Genomic DNA, 26,750 nt, shown 5'->3' with positions numbered 1-26,750 from the left:
AAACGCCTAACACGTATCCTATAACGCGCTCGTAAACTGCTTCAGGAAGCGTACATCGTTTTCGCTAAACAGGCGGATATCATTGATGCCGTATTTCAGCATGGCAGGGCGCTCAACTCCCATCCCAAAGGCAAAGCCTGTATACTTTTCGGGGTTGATGCCGCAATTTTGTAATACATTAGGATGCACCATACCGCAGCCCAGTATTTCTACCCATCCGGTTTTCTTACAAATGTTACAACCCTCACCGCCGCAAATAAAACAGCTTACGTCCATTTCGGCACTCGGTTCGGTAAAAGGGAAATAAGAAGGACGGAAGCGAACACGCACGTCCTGCCCGTACATTTCTTTTACGAAGAAGTACAGTGTTTGTTTCAGGTCCGCAAAAGAAACATTCTCATCGATATATAAACCTTCTACCTGATGGAAGAAACAATGGCTTCGTGCACTGATGGTTTCGTTACGATATACACGTCCGGGACAAATCACACGGATAGGCAGTTTGCCCTTTTCCATTTCACGGATCTGCGTATTGCTAGTATGTGTACGTAGCAACCAGTCTACCGCACTGTTTTGACCCGCATCGATATAAAAAGTATCCTGCATATCCCGTGCAGGGTGATGCTCGGGCAAATTCAACGCAGTAAAATTATGCCAGTCATCTTCTATTTCAGGACCCTCAGCCACTGCAAATCCCAGTCGCTGGAAAATAGCAATAATACGGTTACGCATTAAAGCAATTGGGTGTCTACTACCTAGCGGAGTTTCATCTCCGGGTAGGGTCAAATCAAGGGTCGCCCCACTTTGCTCTGATGCTTCCGTAGCTTCCTTTAAGGCATTAAACTTCTCTTCCACAAAATTTTTAAACTCGTTCAGCAACTGACCCGCCTCACGCTTTTGCTCGTTAGGCACGTTTTTCATTTCGCCCATCAGGCTTTTCACCAGCCCCTTTGATCCCAGCCATTTAATGCGAAATTCTTCCACTTGCTTAGTATCCGTTGCATTAAACGAGCTTACTTCTGCTTTATACGCTTCTATTTTCTGTAACAAGTCCTGCATAGCCCGCAAAGATAACCAAGTTTAGGTTAGTACCATTATCTCATCTACAATATGTACTGAAAGCCAAAAGTCTACAAGATTGCTATTTTTTTAGCAATGAACCTTAATTTTGCCCCTTACTAAAAAAAGGCCATGAAGGTAATAGAACACATTAATAGGGCGAAGGAGAAAAACGAAACGCTGATATCTTTTGAAGTACTACCTCCCTTGAAGGGCAAAGGCATCGAAGCGCTTTATGAGCATATGGACCCGTTAATGGAGTTTCATCCTGCCTATATCAACGTTACCTACCATCGCAGCGAGCACGAATTCCGCAAAAATCCCGATGGCAGCTTTAAAAAAGTTACCATCCGCAAAAGACCCGGAACCGAAAGCATATGTGCCGCTATTATGAACAAGTACAACGTAGATACGGTACCTCACCTAATCTGCGGTGGATTCAGTATTACCGAAACCGAAGACGCACTCATCAACCTGCAATACCTCGGAATTGACAATGTGCTGGTATTGCGTGGCGATGCCGCTAAGCACGAAACCGCGTTTATACCGCATCCCGATGGGCATCGATATGCTATCGACTTATTAAAACAGGTAGTCAATCTCAATAATGGCATCTATTTAGAAGAAGAACTCATCAATAGTCGCAAGACATCCTTCTGCATAGGTGTGGCCGGGTATCCCGAAAAGCATTTCGAGGCACCTAATATGGAAACCGATTTGGCTTACCTGAAAGCCAAAGTAGATGCAGGAGCGGATTATATCGTTACCCAGATGTTTTTCGACAACGCCAAATACTACGCCTTTGTGGATGCTTGTCGGGCCAAAGGTATTAATGTACCTATCATTCCAGGTCTCAAGCCCATATCTACCAAGAAACAGTTAACTACCTTGCCCAAAGTTTTCTCCATAGACCTTCCTAGCGAGCTTTGCAATGAAGTATTGAAATGCAAAAACAACGAAGATGTGGAAAAAGTGGGCGAAGAGTGGCTGCTGGAGCAAAGCCGCGACCTAAAGAAGAACGGTGTACCGGTATTACACTATTACACACTGGGCAAACCGCATATCATAGCAAATGCAATTAAACGATTATAATTTTTATGGTACCGACTGTAGTGCACGTATCATCGCATTTGCGTCGCACACTTGTACTGCAGTGCATGAATCCACAGCATGATTATTACACAGCTCATCTATATCAAACCCGGCGCAGAAACGCTTTTCGACCAGTTCGAAGCTATTGCCATCCCATTAATAGCCAAGCACAACGGCAAATTACTCTTGCGCATTCGTCCCGATAAAACCTCGATTTTAGAAAGTAATATTCCGGCGCCTTACGAAGTACACATGGTGGAGTTTCCGTCAGAGCATGATTTTGAGAGCTTCATGCAAGATCCGGAACGACAAAAACATCTATCGCTAAAAGAACAGGCCATTCAATCTGCTGTTCTCATCAAAGGTGCAACACTATAAACCACCTGTAGAATTTTTTACCTGTCCTATATTTGACACCGGCAACCGTAGTTTTGTAAACCAAATAAGTTCACTTTGGCTCGTAGAAATAAAAATATTACACTCGAAAAGGTATTAATAGAAGATTATGCCGCCGAAGGTCGCTCACTAGCGCGTGTGGATGGCAAAGTTGTATTTGTAGAGCAAGTAGTACCCGGCGATGTAGTGGATATACGTCTTACAAAAAATAAAAAAGACTGGGCCGAAGGTTGGCCCGTACATTTTCATCAATATTCTGAAAAAAGGATTACGCCTTTTTGTGAGCACTTTGGCACTTGCGGTGGCTGTCAATGGCAAATGCTACCTTATGATCTGCAATTGCAATACAAGCAGAAACAGGTAGTAGATAACCTTACACGCATAGGCAAAATTCAACTACCGGAGATACAACCCATCATCGGTTCCGAAAAAACAACACATTACCGTAATAAAATAGAATACACCTTCGGCACCGAAGAGTTTCTTCCCAAGGATGCCATAAATACTGTAAGTACACCTCCTAAACCAGGTGTCGCAGGCTTCCATGGTCGCGGTTTCTGGAGTAAAGTAGTAGATATACAAACTTGCTATTTGCAATCCGAACCCACAAACAAAATAAGACTGGCAATAAAAAACTTTGCTATAGAAAAGGGCTGGAGCTTTTATAATCTAAAAGAGCAACACGGTTTTTTACGCACGTTGCAATTGCGCATTTGCGAAACCGGCGAGTGGATGGCCAATGTAGTAGTAGGTGAAGCGGATGAAGAAAAGATTGAACAACTGATGCAGTTTATTCGGCAGCAATTTCCCGATATTACCACCTTGCTATATACCATCAATACTAAGAAAAACGACAGTCTGCATGACCTAGAGCCTATTGTATATCATGGTAAGGGTTACGTAATAGAACAATTGGAAGACTTCAAATTTAAAATAGGACCTAAATCTTTCTTCCAGACCAATACCCGACAAGGCGAGGTTTTATACAAAATCACCCGCGAATTTGCCGAGCTTACCGGCAACGAAACTTTGTATGATTTATACTGTGGTACGGGCAGCATTGGCATTTTTTGCAGCCATAAAGCCGGAAAAATAATTGGAGTGGAGGTGATTGATGCAGCCATTGAAGACGCCAAAGAAAACGCCGCGTTGAATCAGCTGGATAAAACATTCTTTTATGCAGGAGATGTAATTAAAGTATGTGACGATGCCTTTTTCCGCCACCACGGCAAGCCCGATGTGATCATCACCGACCCACCACGCGCAGGCATGCATGAAAAGCTAGTGCAAAAGATTAAAGAAATGGCAGCCCCTACGGTGGTGTATGTAAGCTGTAATCCCGCTACACAAGCGCGCGACCTAGCACTATTGGATGAAAAATACATGGTTACCAAAATCCAACCTGTGGACATGTTCCCACATACATTGCATATTGAAAATGTGGTGCAATTAAAATTGCGCGAGTAAACCGTGCCTATCTTATAATAAGAAAATACAATCACCGCCTCACTATTATTAATTAGTTAATAATAAGTATTTCACAAAACCAATTTGAAACATAGCTTTGGGGGGTTATCTTTGCCCAATGAGTGATTTTTATTACAGACCGGCAGAAAAGTTCCCCCCGGCGATTAAAAACTTGATTGCCATTAATGTAGTAGTATGGTTGGCTCAGGTTCTTTTTGATTCGCGCTTTAATCTTACCGATAGAATTGGGCTGTGGCCTGTAAACTCTCCTTTCTTCCATGCTTGGCAAATCGTTACCCACATGTTTGCCCATGCTGCGTCTGGGCCTTACATGTTTTTTCATATTCTTTTTAATATGTTCACCCTGTGGATGTTCGGACGTGTGCTGGAAAACCTGTGGGGATCTAAAAGATTTCTGATATTTTATCTACTGTGCGGACTAGGCGCTGCAGTCACCCATCTGGCCATGCAATATTTTATGGGCGCGCACGATGTAGCGGTAGGTGCTTCAGGAGCCGTATTTGGTGTTTTAGTGGCTTTCGCCATGACCTTTCCCAACACCGAATTGTACATCATGTTCATTCCTGTACCCATTAAAGCCAAATGGGCTATTTTAGGATTGGTAGCCATAGATTTGTTCGGTGGTATTTCGCAGGTAAGCGGTGATAATATTGCACATTTTGCCCACCTCGGAGGCGCCATTACCGGTTTTATTTTGCTTAAAATTTGGAACAAAACCAATCGTAGGACGTTATATTAGTTTGGAGGGAGCAATGAAAAATATAACCGAAATTCCGGTGTATGCAATACAATATCAATTGTTCATTTATTATCATTGCAAGTAAAGAAATAAAGCTGGAAAACTGTATATAATGGCTATTGCTGATAGAAATTTGAGTTCGCGGCTGTCATATGGAGGCAGAATCAATCCTCTGGTGATGCTAATAGCTGTTACCATGATTGTCTTTGTGGTATTGATGTTTTTCAGGGCGCTCACCTATATACAGCTGCCCGAGAATGCAGATTTAAATACAGTTTACAACCAGAAGGTTCTGAAATGGTTTGCTCTGGCCGGCAGCACAGAACAGACGCTTCCTCGTATATGGACAATCCTCACCTATGGCTTCTCCCATATCAACTTATGGCAGTTGTTCGCCAGCATGTTATGGCTATGGGGATTTGGGTATGTATTCATGGACATGACCGGCAACAAAAGAATCGTTCCTGTTTATCTGTATGGTGTGCTGATTGGGGGCATTGCTTATCTGGCAGCTAATTATTTTCTAGGCACAGCCTCATCTGCTTCTTTTCTGATAGGTAGCAGTTCGGGTATTTTGGCCGTAGCCGCTGCCGCCACTACCATCTGTCCTAATTATAAGATATTACCCATGGTAGGCGGTGGTATTTCCTTATGGATTGTATCGATTATTTATTTGGCCATTGATATGGCTACACTACCTCCCGATAATTTGTCGGTATACGTTTCTCATTTGGCAGGAGCACTTACCGGTTTCCTATTTATTTTTATTCTGCGAAGAGGGTTTGATGCCAGTGAGTGGATGAATAACTTTTATGACTGGCTCGTCAATCTCGTAAATCCTGAAAAACCGTATCAAAGCAGGGAAAAGATAAAGTCTGCGTTTTTCTACAATGCAAAAACAACCCCTTATGTAAAAACACCTAAGATTACGCAGCAAAAACTCGACGAGATTCTGGACAAAATCAGTCAGTACGGCTACGATCAGCTCACCGAAGAAGAAAAATCTTTTCTGGAGCGGGCCAGCAAGGAAGATTTGAAAGGTAGGCAATAATTTGTCCTGATATTAATAATGGCTTAACTTACCCGCTTATTGCACACTGATCATGGGAGTTTTTGCACGAATAAGCAGTCGTGTTTTGTTTTTTATCAACATTATTGTTGTGGCCGCATTTCTGGTGGCCTGCATCAACCCCTATATCAATCCGCAGCTCTGGCCACTGCTTTCTCTCATCAGTCTTGCTTTTCCGTTTCTACTACTCCTAGTATTAGCGTTTTTTGTATGGTGGTGGCTAGTACGCCGCAAATGGGCCTTGCTTTCAGGAGTCGCATTATTTTTGGGAGGTGGTGCCATTACCGATTTTTTTGCATTAAGGCCTTTTTCAACTTCTTTTGAAGAAACTAAAAAAGAAGGTATCATAAGAGTTGCCACCTGGAATGTTGCTCGTTTTATAGAAATGGCGCGCAATAATAACCGCGGTAGTCAGACGCGCTATAAAATGCTGAAACAAATAGAACAGGTTAATGCCGATATACTTTGCTTTCAGGAATTTGCGTCCTCCATCCGTCCTGATATGTATAACAATATTGCAGCCGTCAGCAAAGGTTTGAACTATCCGTACTATTATTTTTCTCACGACGTGGATGGAGATAGCCTGTTCAACGGCAGCGTCATCTTCAGCCGTTACCCTATCGTCGACACCGGTATGGTGCGTTATCCACGTCCTACATTACCCGAATTTCTGGTTTTCGTAGATATTAAAGTAGGGAATGATACCATTAGGGTATATACTACCCATCTGCAGTCTAATCAGTTTCGCAAGGAAGACCTTTCCAAAATAGAAGAACTTAAGGGTGTAAGAGGAAATATTATTAAAAACGCTAGCTATATTCTTTCCAAACTGTCGGTAGCTATCAAACATAGAAGCATTCAGGCCGATATGGTAAAAGATATTGTTCGTAATAGCAGCTTCCCCACCGTTTTCTGTGGCGACCTGAATGATGTTCCAAACTCCTATACCTATAAGAAGGTAAAAGGCCATATGCAGGATGCTTTTCTGAAAAAAGGATTCGGTATCGGCCGAACTTACGCATCCCTTTCTCCTACATTACGTATTGATTATATTTTTACCGATCATCAGTTTTCAGTAGAGCAATGCAAACGAATTACCACGCCTTATTCAGACCATTACATGCTGATAGCCGACATTAAAAAGAAATAAGTAGTTTGTACATAAGCATACCAAAAAGCTTACATCCGCAGCAGCTTTGTTCATTAAATACTGCCAGAAAGCAGCTGGTACGCAAAGAAGGTATATTTTTGCAGTCCTTATAATCAGGCTGAAAATGAGTGAACTTAAGATATATAATTCATTATCAAAGCAAAAAGAAGTATTTATCCCCCTTACCCCGGGGCATGTGGGGATGTATGTATGTGGCCCTACCGTAAGCGGAGAGAGTCACCTAGGCCATGCCAGACCCTACGTTACTTTTGACGTTGTATACCGATATCTTACCTACTTAGGATATAAAGTACGCTACGTAAGAAATATTACAGACGCCGGTCACTTTGAAGAAGAAGGGCGTGAAGCGGAAGATAAAATTTCTAGCAAGGCTGTTTTGGAAAAGCTAGAACCCATGGAGTTGGTACAGAAATACACCAACCTCTTCCATTGGGCTATGCTGCAGTTCAACTGTATTCCACCATCCATAGAACCTACTGCTACAGGACATATCGTAGAGCAGATTGAAATGATTAAAAAACTGATTGCCGACGGTTATGCCTACGAGAAAAACGGATCGGTGTACTTCGATGTAAAAAAATATGCTGCTAACTACGATTACGGTAAGCTCAGTGGAAGAAAAATAGAGGAGTTGCTGGAAAATACCCGTGAATTGGAAGGCCAAGAAGAAAAAAATAATCCCGCCGACTTCGCATTGTGGAAAGCAGCACCACCACAGCATATCATGCGCTGGCAAAGCCCCTGGGGCGAAGGTTTTCCGGGATGGCATATCGAATGTTCGGCCATGTCAACTAAATACCTGGGTAAGCAATTCGACATCCATGGCGGTGGAATGGACTTGATGTTCCCGCACCACGAAAGTGAGATTGCACAAAGTACCATCTGCAACCATGTAGCTCCGGTGCGTTACTGGATGCACAACAACATGATCACCATTAACGGCCGCAAGATGGGTAAAAGCTATAATAATGTTATTAAACTTACCGAACTATTTAGCGGCACCCATCCCTTACTGAGCCAAGCTTTCCATCCCATGGTGGTACGCTTCTTTATTCTGCAGAGCCACTACAGAAGTACGCTCGACTTTAGCAACGAAGCACTTCAGGCATCTGAAAAAGGACTGAAAAGACTGTGGGAAGCATACGAAAACTTGAAACGTATTAAAGAAAGAAGCGGTGAGCTGAACGAAACAGCAGGTGATCAAGAATTGGATGCTAAAGTAAACAAACTGGTAGATGAATTTGCCGAGTTTATGAACGATGACTTTAATACGGCTAAAGTGCTAGCAAACATGTTTGAGCTGGCTCCTGTTATCAACAGCATTAAAGACAGAGTCACCGACATTAAATCCTTATCTACCGCTACCTTCAATAAACTGCAGGAACAGTTCAAGCTTTATATAGAAGATATTTTTGGACTGAAAGCTGTATCGGCTGCGGACAACGATAAGCTCAAAGCCGTTATGCAACTGATTATAGATATTCGTCGCGAAGCCCGCAGCAGAAAAGACTTTGTAACGTCCGACAAAATCAGAAATCAGCTGGCAGCAATAGGCATCATACTGAAAGATGAAAAAGACGGAAGCGTCACCTGGAATATCAACTAAAAAAGAATTTCGGGTAAATTTTTTTGACGTCTCTTCCAATTCTTATGTACAAACTCTGGGCAACCATAATTAAAGACTGGCGCATTCTAATCCGCGATAAAGTGGGGCTGACGCTAATGTTTGTCATGCCCATTGTGCTGGCAGTAGTTATCACCACTGTACAAAACAGCACCTTCGAGCTGGTAAACGATAAGAAAGTGCCGTTACTGCTCTTAAACAAAGATCAAGGTGTTGCAGGCGAAGAGCTGGAAAATACCCTTAACAAAGGGGGAATGTTTATCGTAAAAAAAGTAGCATCTACTACAAATACAGAAGTTCTCCGTCAGAAAATTCAAAATAAAGAAGCGCTGATAGGTCTTATTGTTCCCGAGCAGTATACTACCGATGTATTAACCAAGTCGGAAGATATTGCTGCCCAAGCATTGCAGGTGATAGCCATCACAAATTCCGAAGATACATCGGCATCACAACGTTCGCACACACCAGTAACCCTGCTGTATCATCCTATACTACAGCCTTCCTTCCGCCAAGGTATAGAAGGATCACTCAACAGTTTGTTACAGATCGTTCAAAGTAAATACATTGTACGACACCTGTACAGCGCCATCAATGATTCGGCCCCCATACCGCAAGATCTGGAGCAACAGATCCTAGCCAATCAAACGCCTATCGAACAGCATGCTGTTTCCAAAGACGGCGGTCATGTGATTGCGAACGCCACACAACACAATATTCCTGCATGGACGGTATTTGCGATGTTCTTTATTGTGATTTCGCTGGGGGCAAGTATTGTTAGAGAGAAGAACAGTGGTAGCTTTATGCGCCTGAAAACCCTTCCCACACCTTTAACCCTTGCCATGGTATCCAAACAAATCACTTATGTAATCATCACTGTACTGCAAGCGTTGGTCATTTTTTCTATAGGCAAATGGTTATTCCCCTTAATTGGGTTACCGGGATTGGATTTTCCGCAGGATAAAATCAGCTTATTATTGGTAATTATTTTATGCGGATGGTGTGCTGCCAGCTTTGCCATCATGATTGGTGCTTTCGCCAAAACACAAGAACAAAGCAACGGTATTGGAGCTGTTACCATTGTTCTGTTTGCCGCTATTGGTGGACTTCTGGTGCCGGCATTTGCCATGCCACAATCGATGCAGGGCATCATGCGTATTTCGCCCCTGCACTGGTGTTTGGAAGCCTTTTATGGCCTATTCTTGGAAGGAGGCAATTTCGCTGATATTTTCAAATTGCTGGTACCCACCATTGTCATGATTATCGTATTTCAGTTAATCGCTTATTTTGGCATGAAAAAACAGGGGATTGTCTGAATTTACTGTTTTGCTACAAGAAATAAAAAAAAGTGTACGAATCTTCGCACACTTCATTAGCAATACTATATTCTTGGTGCTATATCGTCCACTGATCGTGCACGATACCTACCAGATAATATTTTCCGTCTTTTTGCTTAAACACTAACCTTACAGATTTCCAGTCCATACCACCGTATTTTTTAGATCCGGAAATATAGCTTTCGGTGAAATCACAGTCGCGATACATACTCTTCAGGTTATTTAAAGCATTTCCGGTTTTTACGAAATTATTGATATCGTATTTCTCCGGATTTACGAAATTTCCATCGTACACAAACTTGCTAAAATATTCCACTGGTGTAAGGTAGATAGGATCGCCGCTACCATCGTAAGTTCCCCAGTTGATTTTTTTATTCTTATCTGTTGTTACCAGTTTATGAAAAGCTTCTTTAGAAAACTGCTTATCATCATCCGATATGGTAGCATAAGGTGAAAAACGAATGCCTTCATCCGGATGTATGAGTGAATCCAACTTGGTATACTCGGCGTTTTTAAAAATCGTAAGCACGGTTTTAGTAAGACTGGTCAGCACCGAGTCCTTACTCAGTTTTTGCAGTCTTTCTGCTTCGGCCTGTTCTTTTAAGCGTAATGAGTCCGGTAGCTCACCCCAATTCAGTGATGTGGAGTCATCGTCCCCTGGCTGGGTGCTTTGTTTTTTACCGCAGCCATTTTTACACCCTACAATGATGACGCTACAGAGAATAAAAGCCGTTAATAGTTTTTTCATTGAGTAAAATTAAAATGCGGTTTGCTTATCTTTTTATAAGAAAGGTTTAAAATCTTTAGAACGGAAGATCATCCTTGATATCATCGTATTGCATATCCGAAGGCATCTCATCAATATAACCGCCATCATCTCCGCTGCTACTCAACGGCTCCACTTTCCAAGCTTTTACATCGGTATACCAGCGTCCGTTAAACTCACGGCTTTCGATATCGAAATAAATCTTAAGCATATTGCCCACCTGTAGTATCTTATCATTAATCCGGTCGCCCCATATGGAGATACATACCTTTTTCGGATACTGACCTTCGGTTTCAACAATAATATCCTGTTTACGCCACTCATTCCCTGTTTTGGCTACTCCAGATTGCAAGGGAAGTACCTGTATTAATTTTCCTGTTAATTCCATAAAGATTGTATTAACCACAAAGATAAGGCCGAAACATCAAGCCACTTCGTTTTCCCTAACAACCTTGTTAAATTTGTATAAAACATATACTATGCGCTTATACTACTGCACACTATTGAGTCTGCTCATTTTGAGTATTTCTCTTTACGCACAGGAAGATATCACTTATCAGCAGCCATCCGAACCCATTTTATCCCTGGCTAATTACGAACCGGCACCCGCTGTATCTATGGATACTAAAAAAAACTACATGCTATTATCCTACCGAAGTGCCTATAAATCGCTGGCCGATTTGAATAACGAAGAGATGCGCCTAGGAGGGTTACGCATTAACCCTGTAACCAATATTTCTTCAACCATTACTTACTACAATAATTTAAAGATCAGAAAAGTGATGGATGTAAAGGCCGAACCTACACAGGTAGCAGGTCTTCCCGAAAACCCGCGTATAGCCAATATTTCCTGGAGTCCCGATGATTCTAAAATTGCATTTACCAACACTACACTTACCGGGGTAGAGCTTTGGGTAATTGATGTAGCCACAGCACAGGCTAAAAAGTTAACCGAGGCCAACCTCAATGCCAATCTAGGCTCACCATATAGCTGGCATAGAGATAGCAAAGGATTATTAGTGCGTGTAATTCCGGCTAATCGGCCACCACTTATCGATCCTAAAAAAGAATTACCCAAGGGACCCATCGTATCGGTTGCCGATGGCAAGGTATCGCAAAACAGAACTTATCAAGATCTTCTGAAGAACAAAATAGATGAAACTAACTTCGAAATACTAGTAACATCAGAGCTATACAACGTATATCTAGACGGCTCCCAGCAACTTTACAAACCGGCCGATATGTATGCGGGACAATCCATCTCACCAGACGGCAATTATATCATGCTTACCATGATTCGAAAACCCTTTTCTTACATCGTCCCCATGAGCCGTTTCCCGCAAGTAAGCATTGTGTACGATAGACAAGGCAATGAAATCAAAACTGTAAACGAAATACCACTGGTAGAAATAATCCCGAAAGGATTTGATGCCGTACGCACCGGTAAACGCTCCATGGGCTGGAGAGCCGATAAACCTGCTACTCTGTATTATGTAGAAGCATTAGACCAAGGTAATCCGCTTACCAGAGTGGCTTACCGCGATGAGCTTTTCGTGTGGGATGCTCCGTTTGATAAAGATCCTGTATCTCTGGCCAAAACTCCGCAACGCTACTCGGGCATTATTTGGGGTGATGACCAACATGCCATTTTATACGACGGTTGGTACGATACACGCAACCGAAAGACTTATCTCATCGATCCTTCGCGGCCAAGTGCCGAACCCAAAATCCTCTTCGACAGAAACGTACAGGACATCTATAACGATCCGGGAAGTTTTGAGACCCGAAAAAATCAATACGGTCGTAACGTACTGGCCATTGAAAACGGCAACGCCTTCCTGATTGGTGCCGGTTACAGCAAAAACGGACAATTCCCTTTCATCGACGAACTGAATCTGAGAACACTGAAAACAAAAAGACTGTATCAGAGTGCTTATACCGATAAAAAAGAAACCATCCACTCTATCGAAGATTTTAAAAATGGTGTAGCGTTGGTGCTCATTCAATCCAAAAACGAATACCCCAATTACTTCCTAAGAAATTATAAAAAAAGAATGGCTCCCATACAGCTTACCTTCAACAAAAATCCTTTTGAGATTTTGGCCAATGTACACAAGGAAGTGATACATTATAAAAGAGCAGACGGAGTGGACCTTTCTGGCACCCTTTATCTGCCGCTTGGGTATGACAAGAATAAAAAAGAAAAACTACCATTGCTCATCTGGGCTTATCCGCAGGAGTATAAGGATAAAAACACCGCCAGCCAGAACGATAAAAACCCAAACGAGTTTACCTTCCCATACTATGGCTCTTTTGTGTATTGGGTGACCAAAGGTTATGTAGTGCTGGACGATGCTTCTTTCCCCATTATTGGCGAAAACGGAAAGGAACCTAATGATAGTTTTATCGAACAACTGGTAGCCAATGGCCGCGCTGCAATTGATGCGGTGGACAAATTGGGTTATATCGACCGCACAAAAGTAGCTGTAGGGGGACATTCTTACGGAGCATTTATGACAGCTAATTTGCTTACCCACTCAGACGATTTTGCCTGCGGCATTGCACGCAGCGGCGCTTATAACAGAACCCTGACACCCTTTGGCTTCCAAAACGAGCAACGCAATTACTGGGATGCCCCTGAAGTTTATAACACCATGTCGCCTTTCATGCATGCCGATAAAATGAAAAAACCGATTCTGCTGATTCATGGTGAAGCAGATAATAATCCGGGTACTTTCACTTTGCAGACAGAGAGATATTTCCAAGCACTTAAAGGGTTGGGCGGACAGGCACGCATGGTGATTCTGCCCAAGGAGAGTCACGGCTATGCAGCCAAAGAAAACATCCTGCACCTGCTATGGGAACAGGAGCAATTTTTGGATAAGCATTTAAAAGGGAAGTAAATAACATAACAAAAACCGCCGGTTATAGAGTTCCGGCGGTTTTTGTTTTATGAATTATACTTTTTCTGCAATAACAAAGTAAGTATGCGCGGAATATTGGATCGGTCGTCATTATCAAAAAACTCATCTATCAGCACCACCTGAAATCCATGTTGTTCTGCGGCGTTGGTAAAATCTGAGATGTGGTGTGTAAAGCAAGTAACGATTTGCAATCCCTCTTCCGTTTCAAAGCGGGCTTTGGAACCGCTGTATTGTTTAAACGGATGTAATTCTCCGATGTACACATGTCCTCCGGGACGCACAACTTGACTCAGTTTTTGAAATATCGGCTCTAGGTGTTCGATATGTTCCAATACTAGACTAAAAGTAGCCAGATCGAATTGCGTACCCTGTGTAAAGTGCCAATCCTTCAAAATGTCCGCCTGAACAAAAGCTACCTTGTTGTTCTGTATTTTGCTTTTGGCAATGGATAGCATGGCTTCGGATAGATCCACCGCAACAATCTGTTGGGCACGTGTTACCAGCCATTGCGTATTCTTACCTGTACCGCAACCAATTTCCAAGCAGTTTGAAAAGCTCAGAGGTTCCAATGTTTTCCTCAAAGCCACAGCTTCCAGATCTCGGGTTTTGTTTTCATTGGTATCGTATTGAACAGACCATTGATTGTATGCGGACTCGACGTTCATAATCTTAGAATTTTAAAAGTTCCAGATACCGGAGATGGGCAAAGATAATGGGAAGATAGATAGTTGATAATCTTATATCTATTATGAAGGTATAGGAATGAAATATAGTTTAGATTTTTAAAAGAAGAAAATTCTTAAATGTTGTGGATACCTAATGCAGGTTTATACTCCCCTTGTATGGCAGATACGGCCCTAGCGATACATAGCCAAAGGGTACGATAGTAGGGCAAGAGTGGGGCTTTTAATCCCTACAAATTTAATAGATTTTTTTTAAAATATTTGTCATCTTCACATTTTTTTTAAAATCCCTTTCTTTTTACAAGTAATCACTAGGCGCTAAGGCTATATACCTTCACCCTTTATCCCGCACCAGTAGATACCAATCACCTTCTAGCGGCAAATAGCCGTAATCATAACAAAAAAAGTAAATATGCCCTTTTTGGGTCTGATAGGTATGCGTATGATATTTAAAATGAAAACCCGCAGTTTGTAGTTTTTCCCGGGGCAATTTTACTTTGTCCATGCCATCGTGCAAGAAATCAGCTAATATGCGACGATTCTTGCGCAGGGCATTATTGATATTGCGAATCATGTTTTCATCTGCCGCCTTGAGTCCGTTATTGTAATTATTGCGGCAGGAGTCATCACAAAACTTTTTGTCCGATCGGCCCTTCACAGGTTTTCCGCAATACAAACATAATTTTTGTTCCGATGCCGGCGTTTTCATAGAGCGTTGATATCGTTGCTCTAATTTACAAAATATCCGACAACAAACGCTTACATCCGTTTACATCCGCAAGTAATTGATTAATAACCGACTAAAGCTTCCCCTTGGTTGCAACTTTGTGTTGCCGCTTCACAAAAGCAGGCTGAAATAAACAAATTCTTTCACCCGCTTACTACGGTGAGCACAAAACTTACAACTATGTACGCATTAAAGAACAAAGTACAGCTAATCGGTAATTTGGGTAATGCCCCAGAAATCAAAACAACCATTAATGGTAAAAAAATGGCGCGCTTTAGTATTGCCACCAACGAAACCTACAAGAACCTCAGTGGTGAGCGTGTTACAGAAACCACCTGGCATCATCTGGTAGCTTGGGGACGACTGGCTGATATTGCCGAAAAATATCTGGAAAAGGGGCGCGAAGTGGCCGTGGAAGGCAAACTAGTAAACCGTCAGTACGAAAGCAAAAACGGTGAAAAACGTTACATCACCGAAATACAGGTGCATGAACTGCTACTACTGTCGGGAAAATAAGATCTTATGGATAGCCGCATTGGGGGAAGAGAACAGCCTAGCTGTTTCCCCCACTACCCTGCGGCAAAACTTCAGTGCGGTAATACCACATCATTCAAATAATTCCATTATTTTGCCGACCTGTAAAAATGAGTACAGCAAATTATTTTGTTACGCCCGAGGGACTGCAAGAGGCTCCACCGCAGCCAACTCCAAATCCCCTGCTAAAAGCAGTGGCAATGGTGGTGTCGTACCTGATGCATCCCATCTTCATACCCATGTATGTACTCACATTGTTACTCTTTGTAGAGCCCTTCCTGTTTCTGGGTGCCACACCTAGAGAGAAAGCCCTTACATTCGGGCGGGCATTTGTAAACTATACCTTTTTTCCGCTAATCAGCATATTGCTGCTGCGTGGCCTGAAGCTGATTCCTTCCATTCATCTCAAAGAGCGGAAGGATCGTATTATTCCATTCATCATCTCCAATATCTGGTATTTCTGGATTTGGTTTGTTTGGCGTGGGCTGAACGGCGTTCCCGAATACCTGATTGTATTTGCATTGAGCATTTTTCTAGCTTCATCCATAGGATTACTGGCTAATATTTATATCAAAATAAGCATGCATGGTATTGCGCTAGGTACTGCAGTCACCTACTTGCTCCTACTCACACTGCTGCCCGATGCACCTAATTTAACCCGCTATCTAGCTATTGCCATATTAGCTGCAGGCATTACAGGCACTGCCCGCTTATTGTTAGGCGCTCATACACCCAAGGAATACTACATTGGGCTAGCCGTGGGAGCGTTGGCAGTGTTAATGGCCGATTTTATCGTTTGATGCACTTAATTAAAAACTTTATCGTATTTCTATAGGAACTTGTAAAAAATCCAAAAAGATTAGTTTTTTAATGCTAAAATTATTAGCTTTGTTGTTAATAATTATTACTAAAACAGACACAGCGAAGTTGTATTTTTGATCATGGCTAAAACAGAAAAAATATCAGAAGACTCGATGAGCGCGAGCATTAATAGCGAAAAGCTAAAGGCACTGAAGCTTACCATGGAAAAGATTGATAAGGACTATGGTAAGGGTAGTGTAATGCTGATGAACGAAAAAGCTGTAGAATCACATGAAGTGATTTCTACAGGTTCGATAGGATTGGATGCAGCATTAGGCATCGGAGGTATGCCCCGTGGAAGGGTAATTGAAATATACGGACCTGAATCTTCAGGTAAAACCACCATTGCTACCCACGTAATTGCAGAAGCACAAAAAAAAGGCGGCATGTGTGCCATTATCGACGCCGAGCACGCCTTTGACAGTGTATATGCTAGAAAGTTGGGTGTGAACGTAGACAATCTACTCATCAGCCAGCCCGATTACGGAGAGCAAGCACTGGAAATTGCCGATAGGCTGATTCTTTCAGGGGCGCTGGATGTGGTGGTAATTGACTCCGTAGCGGCATTGGTACCCAAGAGTGAGTTGGAAGGAGAAATGGGCGACAGTAAAATGGGATTACAGGCCCGCCTGATGAGCCAAGCGCTGCGTAAGCTTACTGCCACCATTTCTAAAACCAATACGGTTTGTATTTTTATCAACCAATTGCGCGAAAAAATCGGTGTGATGTTCGGTAATCCCGAAACCACTACCGGTGGTAACGCCTTAAAGTTCTATGCATCCGTAAGACTGGATATTCGCAGACAAACACAAATCAAAGACGGTGATGAGACTATCGGTAACCGCGTAAAAGTAAAAGTGGTGAAGAATAAAGTAGCCCCTCCTTTCCGCTCTGCCGAGTTCGACATCATCTTTGGGGAAGGAATTTCCAAAACCGGAGAAATTATCGATATCGGCGTAGATTTGGGTATTATCCAAAAAAGCGGTTCTTGGTACAGCTACAATAACGACAAGCTGGGTCAGGGTCGCGATGCAGTAAAGCAACTCTTGACCGATAATCCTGAGTTGGCCGGAGAGTTGGAATCTAAAATCAGAGAAAGAATTGCAGAATTACAAAACAGTTAGGGATATTTATAAAATATTGGGTTAGTATAGCAGCCGCCTTTGCAAAGGCGGCTTTTTTATTCCACAAAAAACCGGTTTAAGCATAATGCTTAAACCGGTAATTCCGTCTCGGTATATTCCTATTTATCGAAGTAATAGTTCACATGGTTTTAGTCCCGTATGTTTTTTAAAAGCCGTACTAAAATGGGAAATGGAAGAATATCCCAATATCATGGCCACCTCGGTAACATTCAATCCTTTTTCGTATAACAGATATTTAGCGTGCTCCATGCGCTGCGTCTGGTAAAACTCGAAAATGGTGGTACCGTACATCTCTTTAAATCCTTTTTTAAGGTAGCACTCATTCATAGCCACTTTACGGCTCAGCTCCTTTATCGTCAGCGGTTGGCCGATGTTCTGGATGAGCAGATCACGCGCCATAGTTATTTTTTCGCGGTCGGCCTCACTGTTTAAAAAACGACAGGAAATGACGGGTTCTTTATCCGTTACCCAATCGATGCTATACAATAACAGCATCTGCAGCTGGGCATTTACATAAATGTTTTCCAGACTGCCGGTGTATTTATGATTCACCAGAGATTCGATAACACCACGTGTCTTACAACAAAGCGGTATGGATTTCTGAAAAGACTCTTTTCTATTGAACCGTAGCAGCACATCGCTATCGGAATTAGCCGATTTGGCATTGATAAAAGCTGTCAGCTGTGCCGCCGTATAATCTACGGCTACCACATCAAAACTGGGAACACTGTTTTCGCAACTTTTAATGTTGCCTGCAGTACATTTCTGACAATTTTCTGCAGCACAATACATATTCCCCGCCACGCAGAAACGCAGTTTGATGTTATTCTCCTCGCAACTTTCGCCTTTATACTCGTATTGAACAATGCCCACATCCTCCACCACATCATTTTCATTGCGATAAAAGCGCCGGATGGAATAATTAATCGCCCCAGGAATCTTTCGCTCTTTGCTTACGATTTCGGGCAGATTATTTATTGCCTGCAGCCATTTATCTCTGAATTCTTGCATTGTTCTGCTCAATTAGCCTGTGCAAAAATAGCATAGTCTGCCGTTTTTATCAACTAATATGCTTGGCGTATGTTGTACTATTAAAATAACCGCTTATGTATCAGCGGTAAACGCTTATCACATTCATTAATATGCGAATGAAAAAAATCCTGTAAGTTTGACCTCTTTGATTATTTTCAAACTAAATCATTCAAATAATTAAATTTGCACACCGCCAAATAATATTACGACATCTCAATGATACATTTTAACTCATACATACATCCTGATGCAAAAGTGGCCACTAACGTTAAGATTGACCCCTTTACGGTGATTCATCAGGATGTAGAAATCGGAGAAGGTACTTGGATTGGCTCTAACGTAACCATACTCGAAGGAACCAAAATCGGTAAGAACTGTAAAATTTTCCCTGGTTGTGTTATCGGGTCAGAACCGCAAGATAAAAAATATGCCGGGGAAAAAACGACCGTTGAAATAGGTGATGATTGCGTAATTCGTGAGTTTGTTACCATCCACCGAGGTACTAGCGACCGATGGAAAACCGTTGTAGGCAAAGGTTGCTGGATACTCGCTTACAGCCATATCGGTCACGATTGTATTATCGGAAACTATTGTACATTGAGTAATAGTACCCAGATTGCCGGTCACGTAGTGTTGGGCGATTATGTGGGCTTTGGGGGTGTATGTGCTGTACATCAGTTTGTAAAAGTAGGTTCACATTCTTTCATCAGTGGTGGTTCGCTAGTAAGCAAAGATGTGCCTCCCTACATTAAAGCTGCGCGTCAGCCATTAAGCTATGCCGGAGTCAACTCTATAGGTTTGAAAAGAAGAGGTTACTCCGTTGAAAAAATCAATCACATCTTAGATATTTATCGCATCATTTATAACAGAGGCCTCAACGTAAGTCAGGCTGTTCAGTTGTTGGAAGAAGAGTTTCCGGTAACCGATGAGCGCGATGAGATTCTTACTTTTATTCAAGAAAGTACACGCGGTATCATAAAAAGGTACACCAAAGGGGCCTCGGCCGATGAAGATACAATTGAATAATGTTGGCAAACGCTATAATAGGGATTGGATTTTCCGGAATTTCTCCTACACCTTCCTTCCCGGGAATAGTTATGCCATAATAGGGCCTAACGGAAGCGGTAAAAGCACTTTGTTACAGATCCTAAGTGGTGCAGCAAGCATTAACGAAGGACAATGCACCTTTTTCATTAACGAACAACCCCTTGCCCTCGAAAAAGTATATACCCATATCGCTTATTGCGCTCCTTATCTGGAACTGGTAGAAGAATTTACATTGATGGAACTGCTGCAGTTTCATCAATCTTTTAAACCTTTTCTTAAAGGTGTGAGCGCCGACGAAATTGCCGCACGCGTAGAACTTGCCCATGTTAAACACAAAAAAATTAGCGAATACAGCAGCGGTATGAAGCAGCGAGCCAAACTGGCTCAATCTATTTTTTCCGACACGCCGGCAGTGTTGCTGGACGAGCCCTGCACCAATCTTGACAAAGCAGGCATTGATCTCTATCATAGTCTAATCGACCAGTATTGCAAAAATCGGCTGATTTTGATCAGTAGTAATGATAAAACCGAATATAGCTTCTGCAGTCAAATCATTGATATCACTCAGTATAAACATTAGGATTTTTCCGAAAACATGATTCTTGTCATAACTCGGTAAAATATCTATTAGCTCCGTTATAACTTCCGTACCTTTGTGACCCAATTTTTCAGAGTACATGAATAGAAAACAGGAAGTTCTAAAGGATGTAGTAATAAAATTTGCAGGGGACAGTGGGGATGGTATGCAACTAACGGGTACTCAGTTTACCAATAATACCGCTCTTTTAGGAGCCGACCTCTCGACTTTTCCTGATTATCCGGCCGAAATACGGGCACCCCAAGGTACCATTCCGGGTGTAAGCGGATTCCAGTTAAGATTTTCATCCCACCATATACATACACCGGGCGACGAGTGCGATGTACTGGTTGCTATGAATGCTGCTGCCCTGAAAGCTAACCTCAAAAGCCTAAAAAAAGGCGGCAAAATTATCGCTAATACCGATGGCTTTGACAGCAAAAATCTTCGTCTGGCAAATTATCCTGATGGTGCCAACCCGCTCGAAGACAATAGTCTTGATGGCTACGAAGTCATCAAAATTGACGTCACCAAGCTTACCCGAGAGGCTCTTAAGGATTATCAACTGGGAACAAAAGAAAAAGATCGTGCGAAAAACATGTTCATCCTTGGATTTCTATACTGGATGTACAACCGCAACATGGATAGCACGATTAATTTCCTGAAGGAAAAATTTGCCAATAAAAAAGATATTCTTGAAAGCAATATAGCAGCCCTCAAAGCGGGTTATCACTATGGTGATACTACAGAAACCTTTACCACTACCTATAGAGTAGAAAAAGCGCGCATCGAACCCGGAACCTATCGTTCCATCATGGGCAACCAGGCGCTGGCATTGGGACTGATTTCTGCCTCGGTGAAAAGCGGTCTTCCCATGTTTTTGGGTACATATCCAATTACCCCGGCCAGTGATATTCTACATGAATTGAGCCGTCATAAGAACTTTGGGGTACGCACCTTTCAGGCCGAAGATGAAATAGCGGCTATTACGGCCGCCATTGGTGCTTCCTACGGCGGATCGCTAGGAGTAACCACTACCTCAGGTCCCGGCATGGCTTTGAAAACCGAAGCTATGGGATTAGCGGTAATGCTGGAGTTGCCACTGGTGGTCATCAATGTACAACGAGGCGGTCCCTCAACCGGTCTGCCTACTAAAACAGAACAATCGGACCTGTTACAGGCCTATTATGGCAGAAATGGGGAATGCCCCATGCCTGTAATTGCCGCCAGCTCACCTGCCGATTGTTTTGATGCCGTATACGAAGCGGTAAGAATCAGTATTCAACATATGACGCCGGTAATCTTCCTCAGCGATGGCTATATCGCTAATGGAGCCGAACCGTGGCGTTTCCCCACCGAAGAAACCCTACCGCCGATTCACGTAAAATTCAAAAAAGAATTGTGGGATGGAGAAGAGAAGTTTCAACCTTATCTGAGAGATGAAAACTTGGTGCGCCCTTGGGCTGTTCCGGGCACACCGGGGTTGGAACACCGCATCGGAGGTTTGGAAAAACAAAATATTACAGGTAATATCAGCTACGATCCGGAAAATCACCAGCTCATGGTGAAAATCCGCCAAGAAAAAGTTGATAAAATTGCCAACTTCATTCCCGAACAAAAAATTGACAGCGGTCCTGAAAAAGGTAAACTGCTGGTGATTGGTTGGGGCTCTACCTATGGTGTGATTAAATCGGCCGTGGAAGAATTGCAAGCGCAGGGTAAGAGTGTAAGTCATGTGCATCTACGACATCTTCGCCCATTCCCCAAAAATCTGGGCGATATTATTCGCAATTTTGAGCATGTACTCATCCCAGAAATCAACAACGGACAACTGATCAAAATCATTCGCGATCAGTTTTTGGTAGACGCAAAGGGATACAACAAAATCATGGGTATCCCCATCACGAAACACGAACTCGTAGAAGTCTTAAATACTTACTTCGTGGAAGAGCAAGTGGTATAAATCTTATACCACTTTTTTTATGTGTTTTGTTGAAGGTTCCGGTTTTTCCTTTCTTTGATGATTTCCTCAAAAGTGTCGATAGAAACGGCATTCTCTACCCTGAATGTACCGATGCGTGTACGACGTAAACTACTAAGATAAGCACCACAGCCCAATGCCAACCCGAAATCATGGGCCAAACTACGGATATAGGTTCCGGTAGAACATACTACTCTAAAACCCACCTCAGGCAATTGTGAAGCATCTACTTCAAACTCTTTAATGATAATCTTACGGGGTTCCAGTTTTACATCCATTCCTTTGCGGGCCAGCTCGTACACACGTTTGCCATCTTTTTTAATTGCCGAATGAATGGGGGGCACCTGATCGATCTCTCCTAAGAAAGCCTGCACTGCATTTTGAATATCAGCTTCGCTTAAATAGTCGTAAGGCTTGAAATTTTCGGGCTGACTTTCTAAATCATAAGTAGGCGTAGTGGCTCCCAAAGTAAATGTACCAGTGTACTCCTTTTCCTGAGCCATGTATTCATTAATCTTCTTAGTATATTTTCCGGTGCAAACGATCAACAATCCGGTAGCAAGCGGATCCAATGTTCCGGCATGACCCACTTTTTTTATCTTGATCAGATTGCGGATTTTTCTGATTACATCAAAGGATGTCCAGTCTAGCGGTTTATCAATCAGCAATACAGCGCCTTCCTCAAAATTGATCGTATTCAAATCGGCTACATTCATATTCGAAAATCACAAATCGGTTAAAATAAGGTTTAGTTCTGATTTTGCTGTTCGCGAGCCAGCTCATTCATAATACTCGCTAGGCGTGCATTAAGCGTATCCAAAGGAGTGTAACCCTCTGCCACCAGATAGAACTTAGTATCGGCAGTTTGCAATAACAACTTTGGGAAACCGGTTACCTGTAGTTGACGGCATAATGCAAACTCATACCGGGCTTTTTCTTCATAAGCCGGGTCGGTCAGTTTCTCGTAAAAATCAGTATCCGGAATTTGATACTTTATCAGTAAATGTCGATAAGCCTCTCCATCGCTTAAATCACGGCCTTCTTCGAATAATGCCTTCTGAAAATCTGCGGCTACTTCCACCTGCCGTTGTGGAAGATATTCCTTAAAAATACAAAGTGCAATAGCAGGTGTTAAAGATTCGGGAAACCAATCGCTATCATCAGGGTGTTGAATATGCCATAGATAATCTGCACCAAATTTTGCTCCCGTCAATTCCTCGACCCTTTTATACGCATCATTGATAAAAGAGGCCATTACTTTAATAGGACGGGCAGATTCTTTAGGAATCATGCCACCGCTCAATACTTCAAAGTGAAAACGGTCTTTATGCTGCTGCGCAAAAGTGCTGATAGTTTTACTGAATCCAAAGCACCAGCCGCAATGCGCATCGTAACAGTAATAGAATGTCATTGGGCAAAAATAGCCTTTATGTGCTTAATACAGCATTCAGCACAATTGCTTATTACAATAAAGCATATAAATGGATACCAATCAGCGCTCCAATTTCTTATTAATCAGTTCTACCAGTTTTTTAAACTCCTTGGGGGAATATCCTATGGACTGATAGATGATGGTGCCATTTTCATCAACCAGAATATTACGTGGAATGGACTGTGTAGCAAACTTACTGAACACTCCTCGATGAGGATCCGGGAGAATTGGAAAAGTAAATTTCTGCTCTGCCTTGAAAGGAGCCACTACATCCCAGTCTTCTTCTCGGCCGAAAACAAGCACAGCAAACTTATCGTTTTTACCATGCTTATCCCAAATTTTGGCCTGCAATTCCGGCAATTCATGTCGGCACGGTGGACACCAAGTAGCGAATAGATTTATCAATACCAGCTTGCCTTTATAATCGGATATGCTGACGGTTTTTCCTTCTTCAATTTCAAAACTGAATTCGGGTACCTTATCTCCTACTTTGGTAAGTGTAGCCGCAGCATCTTCATCTGCCTGAGCGAGGCAACTGAGGGTACATATCAGGCCTAAAGCCCATATAAAAAACTTCTTTACATTCATAGGTTTTATCGCTTATAAAATCTAATGCGAAAATAATCGAAAAATAGGTGCATACACTACTTATCCCATCCCAATAAAAGGTCAATATAACAGGTAACCGTTATTTTTGAAGCATGAATGTATTAGCCGGTATAGAAGAGACTATTGTAGCCATTGCTACTCCACCCGGTGTGGGTGCCATAGGCGTCATTCGCCTGAGTGGGAAAGATGCCATTGCCATTGCCGATAAAATTTTCAAAGGCAAAAAGCTGGCCGCACAGCCCTCGCATACGCTACATTTCGGACGCATTGTGGCACCTGATACCGGAGAGGTAATCGATGAGGTAGTGATATCGCTATTTCGCGGCCCCAAAAGTTATACCGGCGAGGATGTAATTGAAATCAGTGGGCATGGTTCGCCATACATTCTACAAATCATTTTGGAAGCCTGTACAAAAGCAGGAGCACGCATGGCACTTCCGGGAGAGTTTACCCAGAGAGCCTTTTTGAACGGCAAACTGGACTTGGCCCAAGCGGAAGCCGTGGCAGACTTAATTGCGGCAAATAGTAAAGCGGCTCAAAAAGCTGCATTGAATCAGTTACGGGGTGGCTTTTCGGGCGATCTTAAACAATTGCGCGACCAGCTTATCAATTTTGCCGCATTGATAGAATTGGAACTGGATTTTTCAGATGAAGATGTGGAATTTGCCGACAGAAAACAGTTTCAAGAGTTGATAGCCCAATTGAAAACGCAGACCAGACGCCTGCTAGAATCGTTCCAACTGGGTAATGTGATTAAAAACGGAATAAGTGTAGCTATCATTGGTAAACCTAACGCCGGCAAAAGTACCCTATTGAACGCTCTGCTCAATGAAGAACGTGCAATTGTATCAGATATTGCCGGTACTACACGTGATACCATTGAAGAAACGTTGAACATAAAAGGCGTGCTATTCCGTCTGATTGACACAGCCGGTATTCGCGAACATACCAGCGATCAGATCGAAAGCATTGGTATTGCGCGTAGTAAGCAAAACGCCGAAAAAGCACACATCATTCTACATGTTGTAGACGCTACCACTCCGGAGCAGGCGGAGATGGATTGGCTGGCTCCTTTTGCTACAAAAACCATAGAAGTATGGAATAAAATAGACCGAGTACCGCATCTGCGCCTTCCAGAAGGTGCTATGGGTATCGCAGCCAAACAAAATCTCGGCATTGACGCGCTAAAAGAACGCATGTATACGCAAGCGGTAGGCACTGCTATTGATACCGAAGATACCATCGTTACGAATGCGCGCCACTTTGACGCGCTCAACAAAATGATGGAAAGCCTCGAGGCCATAGAAGCGGGAATGGCCGCCAATCTCAGCGGCGATCTGCTGACGATTGATATCCGCCGAGCTTTGCATTATCTAGGTGAAATTACCGGACAGGTAGAAGTAGACCGCGATATATTGGGAACAATATTCGGGAAGTTTTGTATTGGGAAATAAAGATCAAAAGGATTAAATAATAAATAGTATTTAATATGGATTATTCCACTTTTTGATTCGTAATGTATTACTTTATCTAAAATTCAAATAATAAAACTCCCCAATTGTAAATTTCAATTTTTCCACCTAACCTACACTATGAACTGTTGTGAGTAATAAAATAATTTCTATTCGAACACAAACCATTTATATTTAATCAGCCTTCAATACTCTACTAAGCACAGCAGAAGTTTCTTACAATGCTTACAAAATTTTTTAGCAATGTGGATATATACTTCAAAATCACAATCAATATAACACTCTATATTTTTTTTATATAATCAATCTATTATTTATATTGCACAAGTATAGTTTATATATATTATTTCAAATATTAAAAATTCACTATACCATGAGAAAAATATTATGTGGGATACTCGTCTTTTCAACAATCTTGTTGCAAAGTTGTGGGGTAATGTTTGGAGGAAGTAGATATATTGGATACATCCAAGTAGAAGATAACCCAAACGCAGAAATTTATGTAGATGGAAATAAATTAGGAGTTGGATCAGCCAAAGGTATATTCCCAAGAAACAGACAATTAATAGTAGAAGTAAGACAAGAAGGATGTGAGAAAAGAACTCAAACTTTTGACAAAACATTCAGAGCCGGAAACTTTATTTTAAGCTTTTTATGCTGGGGTATTCTCGGAATAGGACTTGATTTTGGTACAGGGGCGGCGTTTAAGCCTGCTCATAATACAAATCCCAACATCAAAAAGCTGAATACTAAAAACTATAACTTTACTATATCCTATTCAGAATGTAAAATAGAATAAATAATCTCTTCAGTAAGCCCTAATGCACAAATCACGATTTGTTATTTACCATCAAACTATTATAATTTAAGTTGCCAGTTATGTTAATTTCTCAAAAGTATATGCGATAACAAATAAAGCGACTTTAATCAGAAAGCCATTTTTTGTTACAGCATGCACTTTTCTGAGCATTTTTTCTTTAATCATACT

26 protein-coding genes are annotated in these 26,750 nt (G+C 42.1%); 17 read left to right on the top strand and 9 right to left on the bottom strand.

Going from position 1 to position 26,750, the window contains the following annotated elements; all coding sequences use genetic code 11:
- Positions 1-18 precede the first annotated feature (18 nt).
- Positions 19-1,059 (bottom strand): phenylalanine--tRNA ligase subunit alpha, encoded by a 1,041-nt coding sequence (gene pheS, locus V2H41_RS00130; RefSeq protein ID WP_330973077.1) that lies wholly within the window; start codon positions 1,057-1,059, stop codon positions 19-21.
- 132 nt (positions 1,060-1,191) lie between these two features.
- On the opposite strand from pheS, the gene metF reads away from it, so the two are divergent.
- From metF to V2H41_RS00090, 8 genes are all read left to right on the top strand, one after another.
- The gene (gene metF, locus V2H41_RS00125) at positions 1,192-2,151 is read left to right on the top strand and encodes a methylenetetrahydrofolate reductase [NAD(P)H] (protein ID WP_330973076.1); all 960 of its coding nucleotides are present in this window, start codon (positions 1,192-1,194) and stop codon (positions 2,149-2,151) included.
- Positions 2,152-2,229: 78 nt separating this feature from the next.
- The gene (locus V2H41_RS00120; protein ID WP_330973075.1) at positions 2,230-2,529 is read left to right on the top strand and encodes a DUF1330 domain-containing protein; all 300 of its coding nucleotides are present in this window, start codon (positions 2,230-2,232) and stop codon (positions 2,527-2,529) included.
- Positions 2,530-2,604: 75 nt separating this feature from the next.
- Positions 2,605-4,014 carry a 23S rRNA (uracil(1939)-C(5))-methyltransferase RlmD gene (gene rlmD / locus V2H41_RS00115; RefSeq protein ID WP_330973074.1) on the top strand — a complete coding sequence of 470 codons (1,410 nt, stop codon included), beginning with the start codon at positions 2,605-2,607 and terminating at the stop codon, positions 4,012-4,014.
- Positions 4,015-4,132: 118 nt separating this feature from the next.
- Positions 4,133-4,774 (top strand): rhomboid family intramembrane serine protease, encoded by a 642-nt coding sequence (locus V2H41_RS00110; protein WP_330973073.1) that lies wholly within the window; start codon positions 4,133-4,135, stop codon positions 4,772-4,774.
- Between the two features lie 112 nt (positions 4,775-4,886).
- Positions 4,887-5,825 carry a rhomboid family intramembrane serine protease gene (locus V2H41_RS00105; protein ID WP_330973072.1) on the top strand — a complete coding sequence of 313 codons (939 nt, stop codon included), beginning with the start codon at positions 4,887-4,889 and terminating at the stop codon, positions 5,823-5,825.
- Positions 5,826-5,877: 52 nt separating this feature from the next.
- On the top strand, positions 5,878-6,993 hold the full coding sequence (locus V2H41_RS00100; RefSeq protein ID WP_330973071.1) for an endonuclease/exonuclease/phosphatase family protein: 1,116 nt from the start codon (positions 5,878-5,880) through the stop codon (positions 6,991-6,993).
- Between the two features lie 124 nt (positions 6,994-7,117).
- Positions 7,118-8,620, top strand: coding sequence for a cysteine--tRNA ligase (gene cysS / locus V2H41_RS00095; RefSeq protein ID WP_330973070.1), 1,503 nt, complete (start codon positions 7,118-7,120; stop codon positions 8,618-8,620).
- A gap of 44 nt (positions 8,621-8,664) precedes the next feature.
- A complete protein-coding gene (locus V2H41_RS00090; RefSeq protein ID WP_330973069.1) occupies positions 8,665-9,951 on the top strand; it encodes an ABC transporter permease in 1,287 nt (428 codons plus the stop codon).
- A gap of 79 nt (positions 9,952-10,030) precedes the next feature.
- Here the strand turns inward: V2H41_RS00090 and V2H41_RS00085 are convergent, their stop codons facing one another.
- Both V2H41_RS00085 and V2H41_RS00080 read right to left on the bottom strand, forming a co-directional pair.
- On the bottom strand, positions 10,031-10,720 hold the full coding sequence (locus V2H41_RS00085; protein ID WP_330973068.1) for a hypothetical protein: 690 nt from the start codon (positions 10,718-10,720) through the stop codon (positions 10,031-10,033).
- Between the two features lie 55 nt (positions 10,721-10,775).
- Positions 10,776-11,126: a DUF3127 domain-containing protein gene (locus tag V2H41_RS00080; RefSeq protein WP_330973067.1), complete on the bottom strand. Its 351-nt coding sequence runs from the start codon at positions 11,124-11,126 to the stop codon at positions 10,776-10,778.
- Positions 11,127-11,217: 91 nt separating this feature from the next.
- Here V2H41_RS00080 and V2H41_RS00075 point away from each other — a divergent pair, with 91 nt between their 5' ends.
- On the top strand, positions 11,218-13,641 hold the full coding sequence (locus V2H41_RS00075; RefSeq protein WP_330973066.1) for an alpha/beta hydrolase family protein: 2,424 nt from the start codon (positions 11,218-11,220) through the stop codon (positions 13,639-13,641).
- Between the two features lie 47 nt (positions 13,642-13,688).
- Here the strand turns inward: V2H41_RS00075 and V2H41_RS00070 are convergent, their stop codons facing one another.
- Positions 13,689-14,327, bottom strand: coding sequence for a class I SAM-dependent DNA methyltransferase (locus tag V2H41_RS00070; RefSeq protein WP_330973065.1), 639 nt, complete (start codon positions 14,325-14,327; stop codon positions 13,689-13,691).
- A gap of 352 nt (positions 14,328-14,679) precedes the next feature.
- Entirely contained in the window at positions 14,680-15,003 is a 324-nt protein-coding gene (locus tag V2H41_RS00065) for a hypothetical protein (protein WP_330973064.1), read from the bottom strand.
- Between the two features lie 249 nt (positions 15,004-15,252).
- On the opposite strand from V2H41_RS00065, the gene V2H41_RS00060 reads away from it, so the two are divergent.
- The 3 genes from V2H41_RS00060 (at position 15,253) to recA (ending at position 17,591) form a co-directional block, all read left to right on the top strand.
- Positions 15,253-15,588 carry a single-stranded DNA-binding protein gene (locus tag V2H41_RS00060; protein ID WP_330973063.1) on the top strand — a complete coding sequence of 112 codons (336 nt, stop codon included), beginning with the start codon at positions 15,253-15,255 and terminating at the stop codon, positions 15,586-15,588.
- A gap of 128 nt (positions 15,589-15,716) precedes the next feature.
- Positions 15,717-16,406 (top strand): hypothetical protein, encoded by a 690-nt coding sequence (locus V2H41_RS00055; protein WP_330973062.1) that lies wholly within the window; start codon positions 15,717-15,719, stop codon positions 16,404-16,406.
- A 141-nt stretch (positions 16,407-16,547) separates the two neighbouring features.
- Positions 16,548-17,591 (top strand): recombinase RecA, encoded by a 1,044-nt coding sequence (recA, locus tag V2H41_RS00050; protein ID WP_330973061.1) that lies wholly within the window; start codon positions 16,548-16,550, stop codon positions 17,589-17,591.
- Between the two features lie 123 nt (positions 17,592-17,714).
- On the opposite strand, the gene V2H41_RS00045 is transcribed toward recA, so the two are convergent.
- Positions 17,715-18,623 carry a helix-turn-helix domain-containing protein gene (locus V2H41_RS00045; protein WP_330973060.1) on the bottom strand — a complete coding sequence of 303 codons (909 nt, stop codon included), beginning with the start codon at positions 18,621-18,623 and terminating at the stop codon, positions 17,715-17,717.
- A 237-nt stretch (positions 18,624-18,860) separates the two neighbouring features.
- Between V2H41_RS00045 and lpxA the strand changes: the two genes are divergently transcribed.
- From lpxA to V2H41_RS00030, 3 genes are all read left to right on the top strand, one after another.
- Positions 18,861-19,670, top strand: a complete 810-nt coding sequence (gene lpxA / locus V2H41_RS00040) for an acyl-ACP--UDP-N-acetylglucosamine O-acyltransferase (RefSeq protein WP_330973059.1) — start codon at positions 18,861-18,863, stop codon at positions 19,668-19,670.
- Positions 19,651-20,271: an ABC transporter ATP-binding protein gene (locus V2H41_RS00035; protein WP_330973058.1), complete on the top strand. Its 621-nt coding sequence runs from the start codon at positions 19,651-19,653 to the stop codon at positions 20,269-20,271. Before lpxA ends, V2H41_RS00035 begins: the two co-directional genes overlap by 20 nt.
- A 97-nt stretch (positions 20,272-20,368) precedes the next feature.
- Positions 20,369-22,231, top strand: coding sequence for a 2-oxoacid:acceptor oxidoreductase subunit alpha (locus V2H41_RS00030; protein WP_330973057.1), 1,863 nt, complete (start codon positions 20,369-20,371; stop codon positions 22,229-22,231).
- A 17-nt stretch (positions 22,232-22,248) separates the two neighbouring features.
- On the opposite strand, the gene truB is transcribed toward V2H41_RS00030, so the two are convergent.
- The 3 genes from truB to V2H41_RS00015 form a co-directional block, all read right to left on the bottom strand.
- The gene (gene truB, locus V2H41_RS00025; protein WP_330973056.1) at positions 22,249-22,950 is read right to left on the bottom strand and encodes a tRNA pseudouridine(55) synthase TruB; all 702 of its coding nucleotides are present in this window, start codon (positions 22,948-22,950) and stop codon (positions 22,249-22,251) included.
- A gap of 47 nt (positions 22,951-22,997) precedes the next feature.
- Positions 22,998-23,660, bottom strand: coding sequence for a DsbA family protein (locus V2H41_RS00020; RefSeq protein WP_330973055.1), 663 nt, complete (start codon positions 23,658-23,660; stop codon positions 22,998-23,000).
- 81 nt (positions 23,661-23,741) lie between these two features.
- Positions 23,742-24,269 carry a TlpA family protein disulfide reductase gene (locus V2H41_RS00015; protein ID WP_330973054.1) on the bottom strand — a complete coding sequence of 176 codons (528 nt, stop codon included), beginning with the start codon at positions 24,267-24,269 and terminating at the stop codon, positions 23,742-23,744.
- Positions 24,270-24,382: 113 nt separating this feature from the next.
- Between V2H41_RS00015 and mnmE the strand changes: the two genes are divergently transcribed.
- Positions 24,383-25,744: a tRNA uridine-5-carboxymethylaminomethyl(34) synthesis GTPase MnmE gene (gene mnmE, locus V2H41_RS00010; RefSeq protein WP_330973053.1), complete on the top strand. Its 1,362-nt coding sequence runs from the start codon at positions 24,383-24,385 to the stop codon at positions 25,742-25,744.
- A gap of 391 nt (positions 25,745-26,135) precedes the next feature.
- Complete coding sequence (locus V2H41_RS00005) at positions 26,136-26,561, top strand: hypothetical protein (protein ID WP_330973052.1); 426 nt, start codon at positions 26,136-26,138, stop codon at positions 26,559-26,561.
- Positions 26,562-26,750: the final 189 nt, after the last annotated feature.

The organism is Niabella digestorum, from assembly GCF_036409055.1.
GTDB classification, from domain to species: domain Bacteria; phylum Bacteroidota; class Bacteroidia; order Chitinophagales; family Chitinophagaceae; genus Niabella; species Niabella composti.
Note: the sequence above shows the minus strand (reverse complement) of the source record. Positions and strands in the feature narration are given on the sequence as shown.

Coding starts and splice junctions, on each gene's coding strand:
- V2H41_RS00080 (WP_330973067.1), bottom strand. CDS start 11,126: ATGGAATTAACAGGAAAATTAATACAGGTACTTCCCTTGCAATCTGGA.
- cysS (WP_330973070.1), top strand. CDS start 7,118: ATGAGTGAACTTAAGATATATAATTCATTATCAAAGCAAAAAGAAGTA.
- V2H41_RS00105 (WP_330973072.1), top strand. CDS start 4,887: ATGGCTATTGCTGATAGAAATTTGAGTTCGCGGCTGTCATATGGAGGC.
- V2H41_RS00005 (WP_330973052.1), top strand. CDS start 26,136: ATGAGAAAAATATTATGTGGGATACTCGTCTTTTCAACAATCTTGTTG.
- pheS (WP_330973077.1), bottom strand. CDS start 1,059: ATGCAGGACTTGTTACAGAAAATAGAAGCGTATAAAGCAGAAGTAAGC.
- V2H41_RS00075 (WP_330973066.1), top strand. CDS start 11,218: ATGCGCTTATACTACTGCACACTATTGAGTCTGCTCATTTTGAGTATT.
- V2H41_RS00045 (WP_330973060.1), bottom strand. CDS start 18,623: ATGCAAGAATTCAGAGATAAATGGCTGCAGGCAATAAATAATCTGCCC.
- V2H41_RS00070 (WP_330973065.1), bottom strand. CDS start 14,327: ATGAACGTCGAGTCCGCATACAATCAATGGTCTGTTCAATACGATACC.
- V2H41_RS00085 (WP_330973068.1), bottom strand. CDS start 10,720: ATGAAAAAACTATTAACGGCTTTTATTCTCTGTAGCGTCATCATTGTA.
- lpxA (WP_330973059.1), top strand. CDS start 18,861: ATGATACATTTTAACTCATACATACATCCTGATGCAAAAGTGGCCACT.
- V2H41_RS00055 (WP_330973062.1), top strand. CDS start 15,717: ATGAGTACAGCAAATTATTTTGTTACGCCCGAGGGACTGCAAGAGGCT.
- V2H41_RS00030 (WP_330973057.1), top strand. CDS start 20,369: ATGAATAGAAAACAGGAAGTTCTAAAGGATGTAGTAATAAAATTTGCA.
- V2H41_RS00110 (WP_330973073.1), top strand. CDS start 4,133: ATGAGTGATTTTTATTACAGACCGGCAGAAAAGTTCCCCCCGGCGATT.
- V2H41_RS00100 (WP_330973071.1), top strand. CDS start 5,878: ATGGGAGTTTTTGCACGAATAAGCAGTCGTGTTTTGTTTTTTATCAAC.
- V2H41_RS00090 (WP_330973069.1), top strand. CDS start 8,665: ATGTACAAACTCTGGGCAACCATAATTAAAGACTGGCGCATTCTAATC.
- recA (WP_330973061.1), top strand. CDS start 16,548: ATGGCTAAAACAGAAAAAATATCAGAAGACTCGATGAGCGCGAGCATT.
- metF (WP_330973076.1), top strand. CDS start 1,192: ATGAAGGTAATAGAACACATTAATAGGGCGAAGGAGAAAAACGAAACG.
- V2H41_RS00120 (WP_330973075.1), top strand. CDS start 2,230: ATGATTATTACACAGCTCATCTATATCAAACCCGGCGCAGAAACGCTT.
- V2H41_RS00060 (WP_330973063.1), top strand. CDS start 15,253: ATGTACGCATTAAAGAACAAAGTACAGCTAATCGGTAATTTGGGTAAT.
- V2H41_RS00035 (WP_330973058.1), top strand. CDS start 19,651: ATGAAGATACAATTGAATAATGTTGGCAAACGCTATAATAGGGATTGG.
- V2H41_RS00015 (WP_330973054.1), bottom strand. CDS start 24,269: ATGAATGTAAAGAAGTTTTTTATATGGGCTTTAGGCCTGATATGTACC.
- V2H41_RS00020 (WP_330973055.1), bottom strand. CDS start 23,660: ATGACATTCTATTACTGTTACGATGCGCATTGCGGCTGGTGCTTTGGA.
- mnmE (WP_330973053.1), top strand. CDS start 24,383: ATGAATGTATTAGCCGGTATAGAAGAGACTATTGTAGCCATTGCTACT.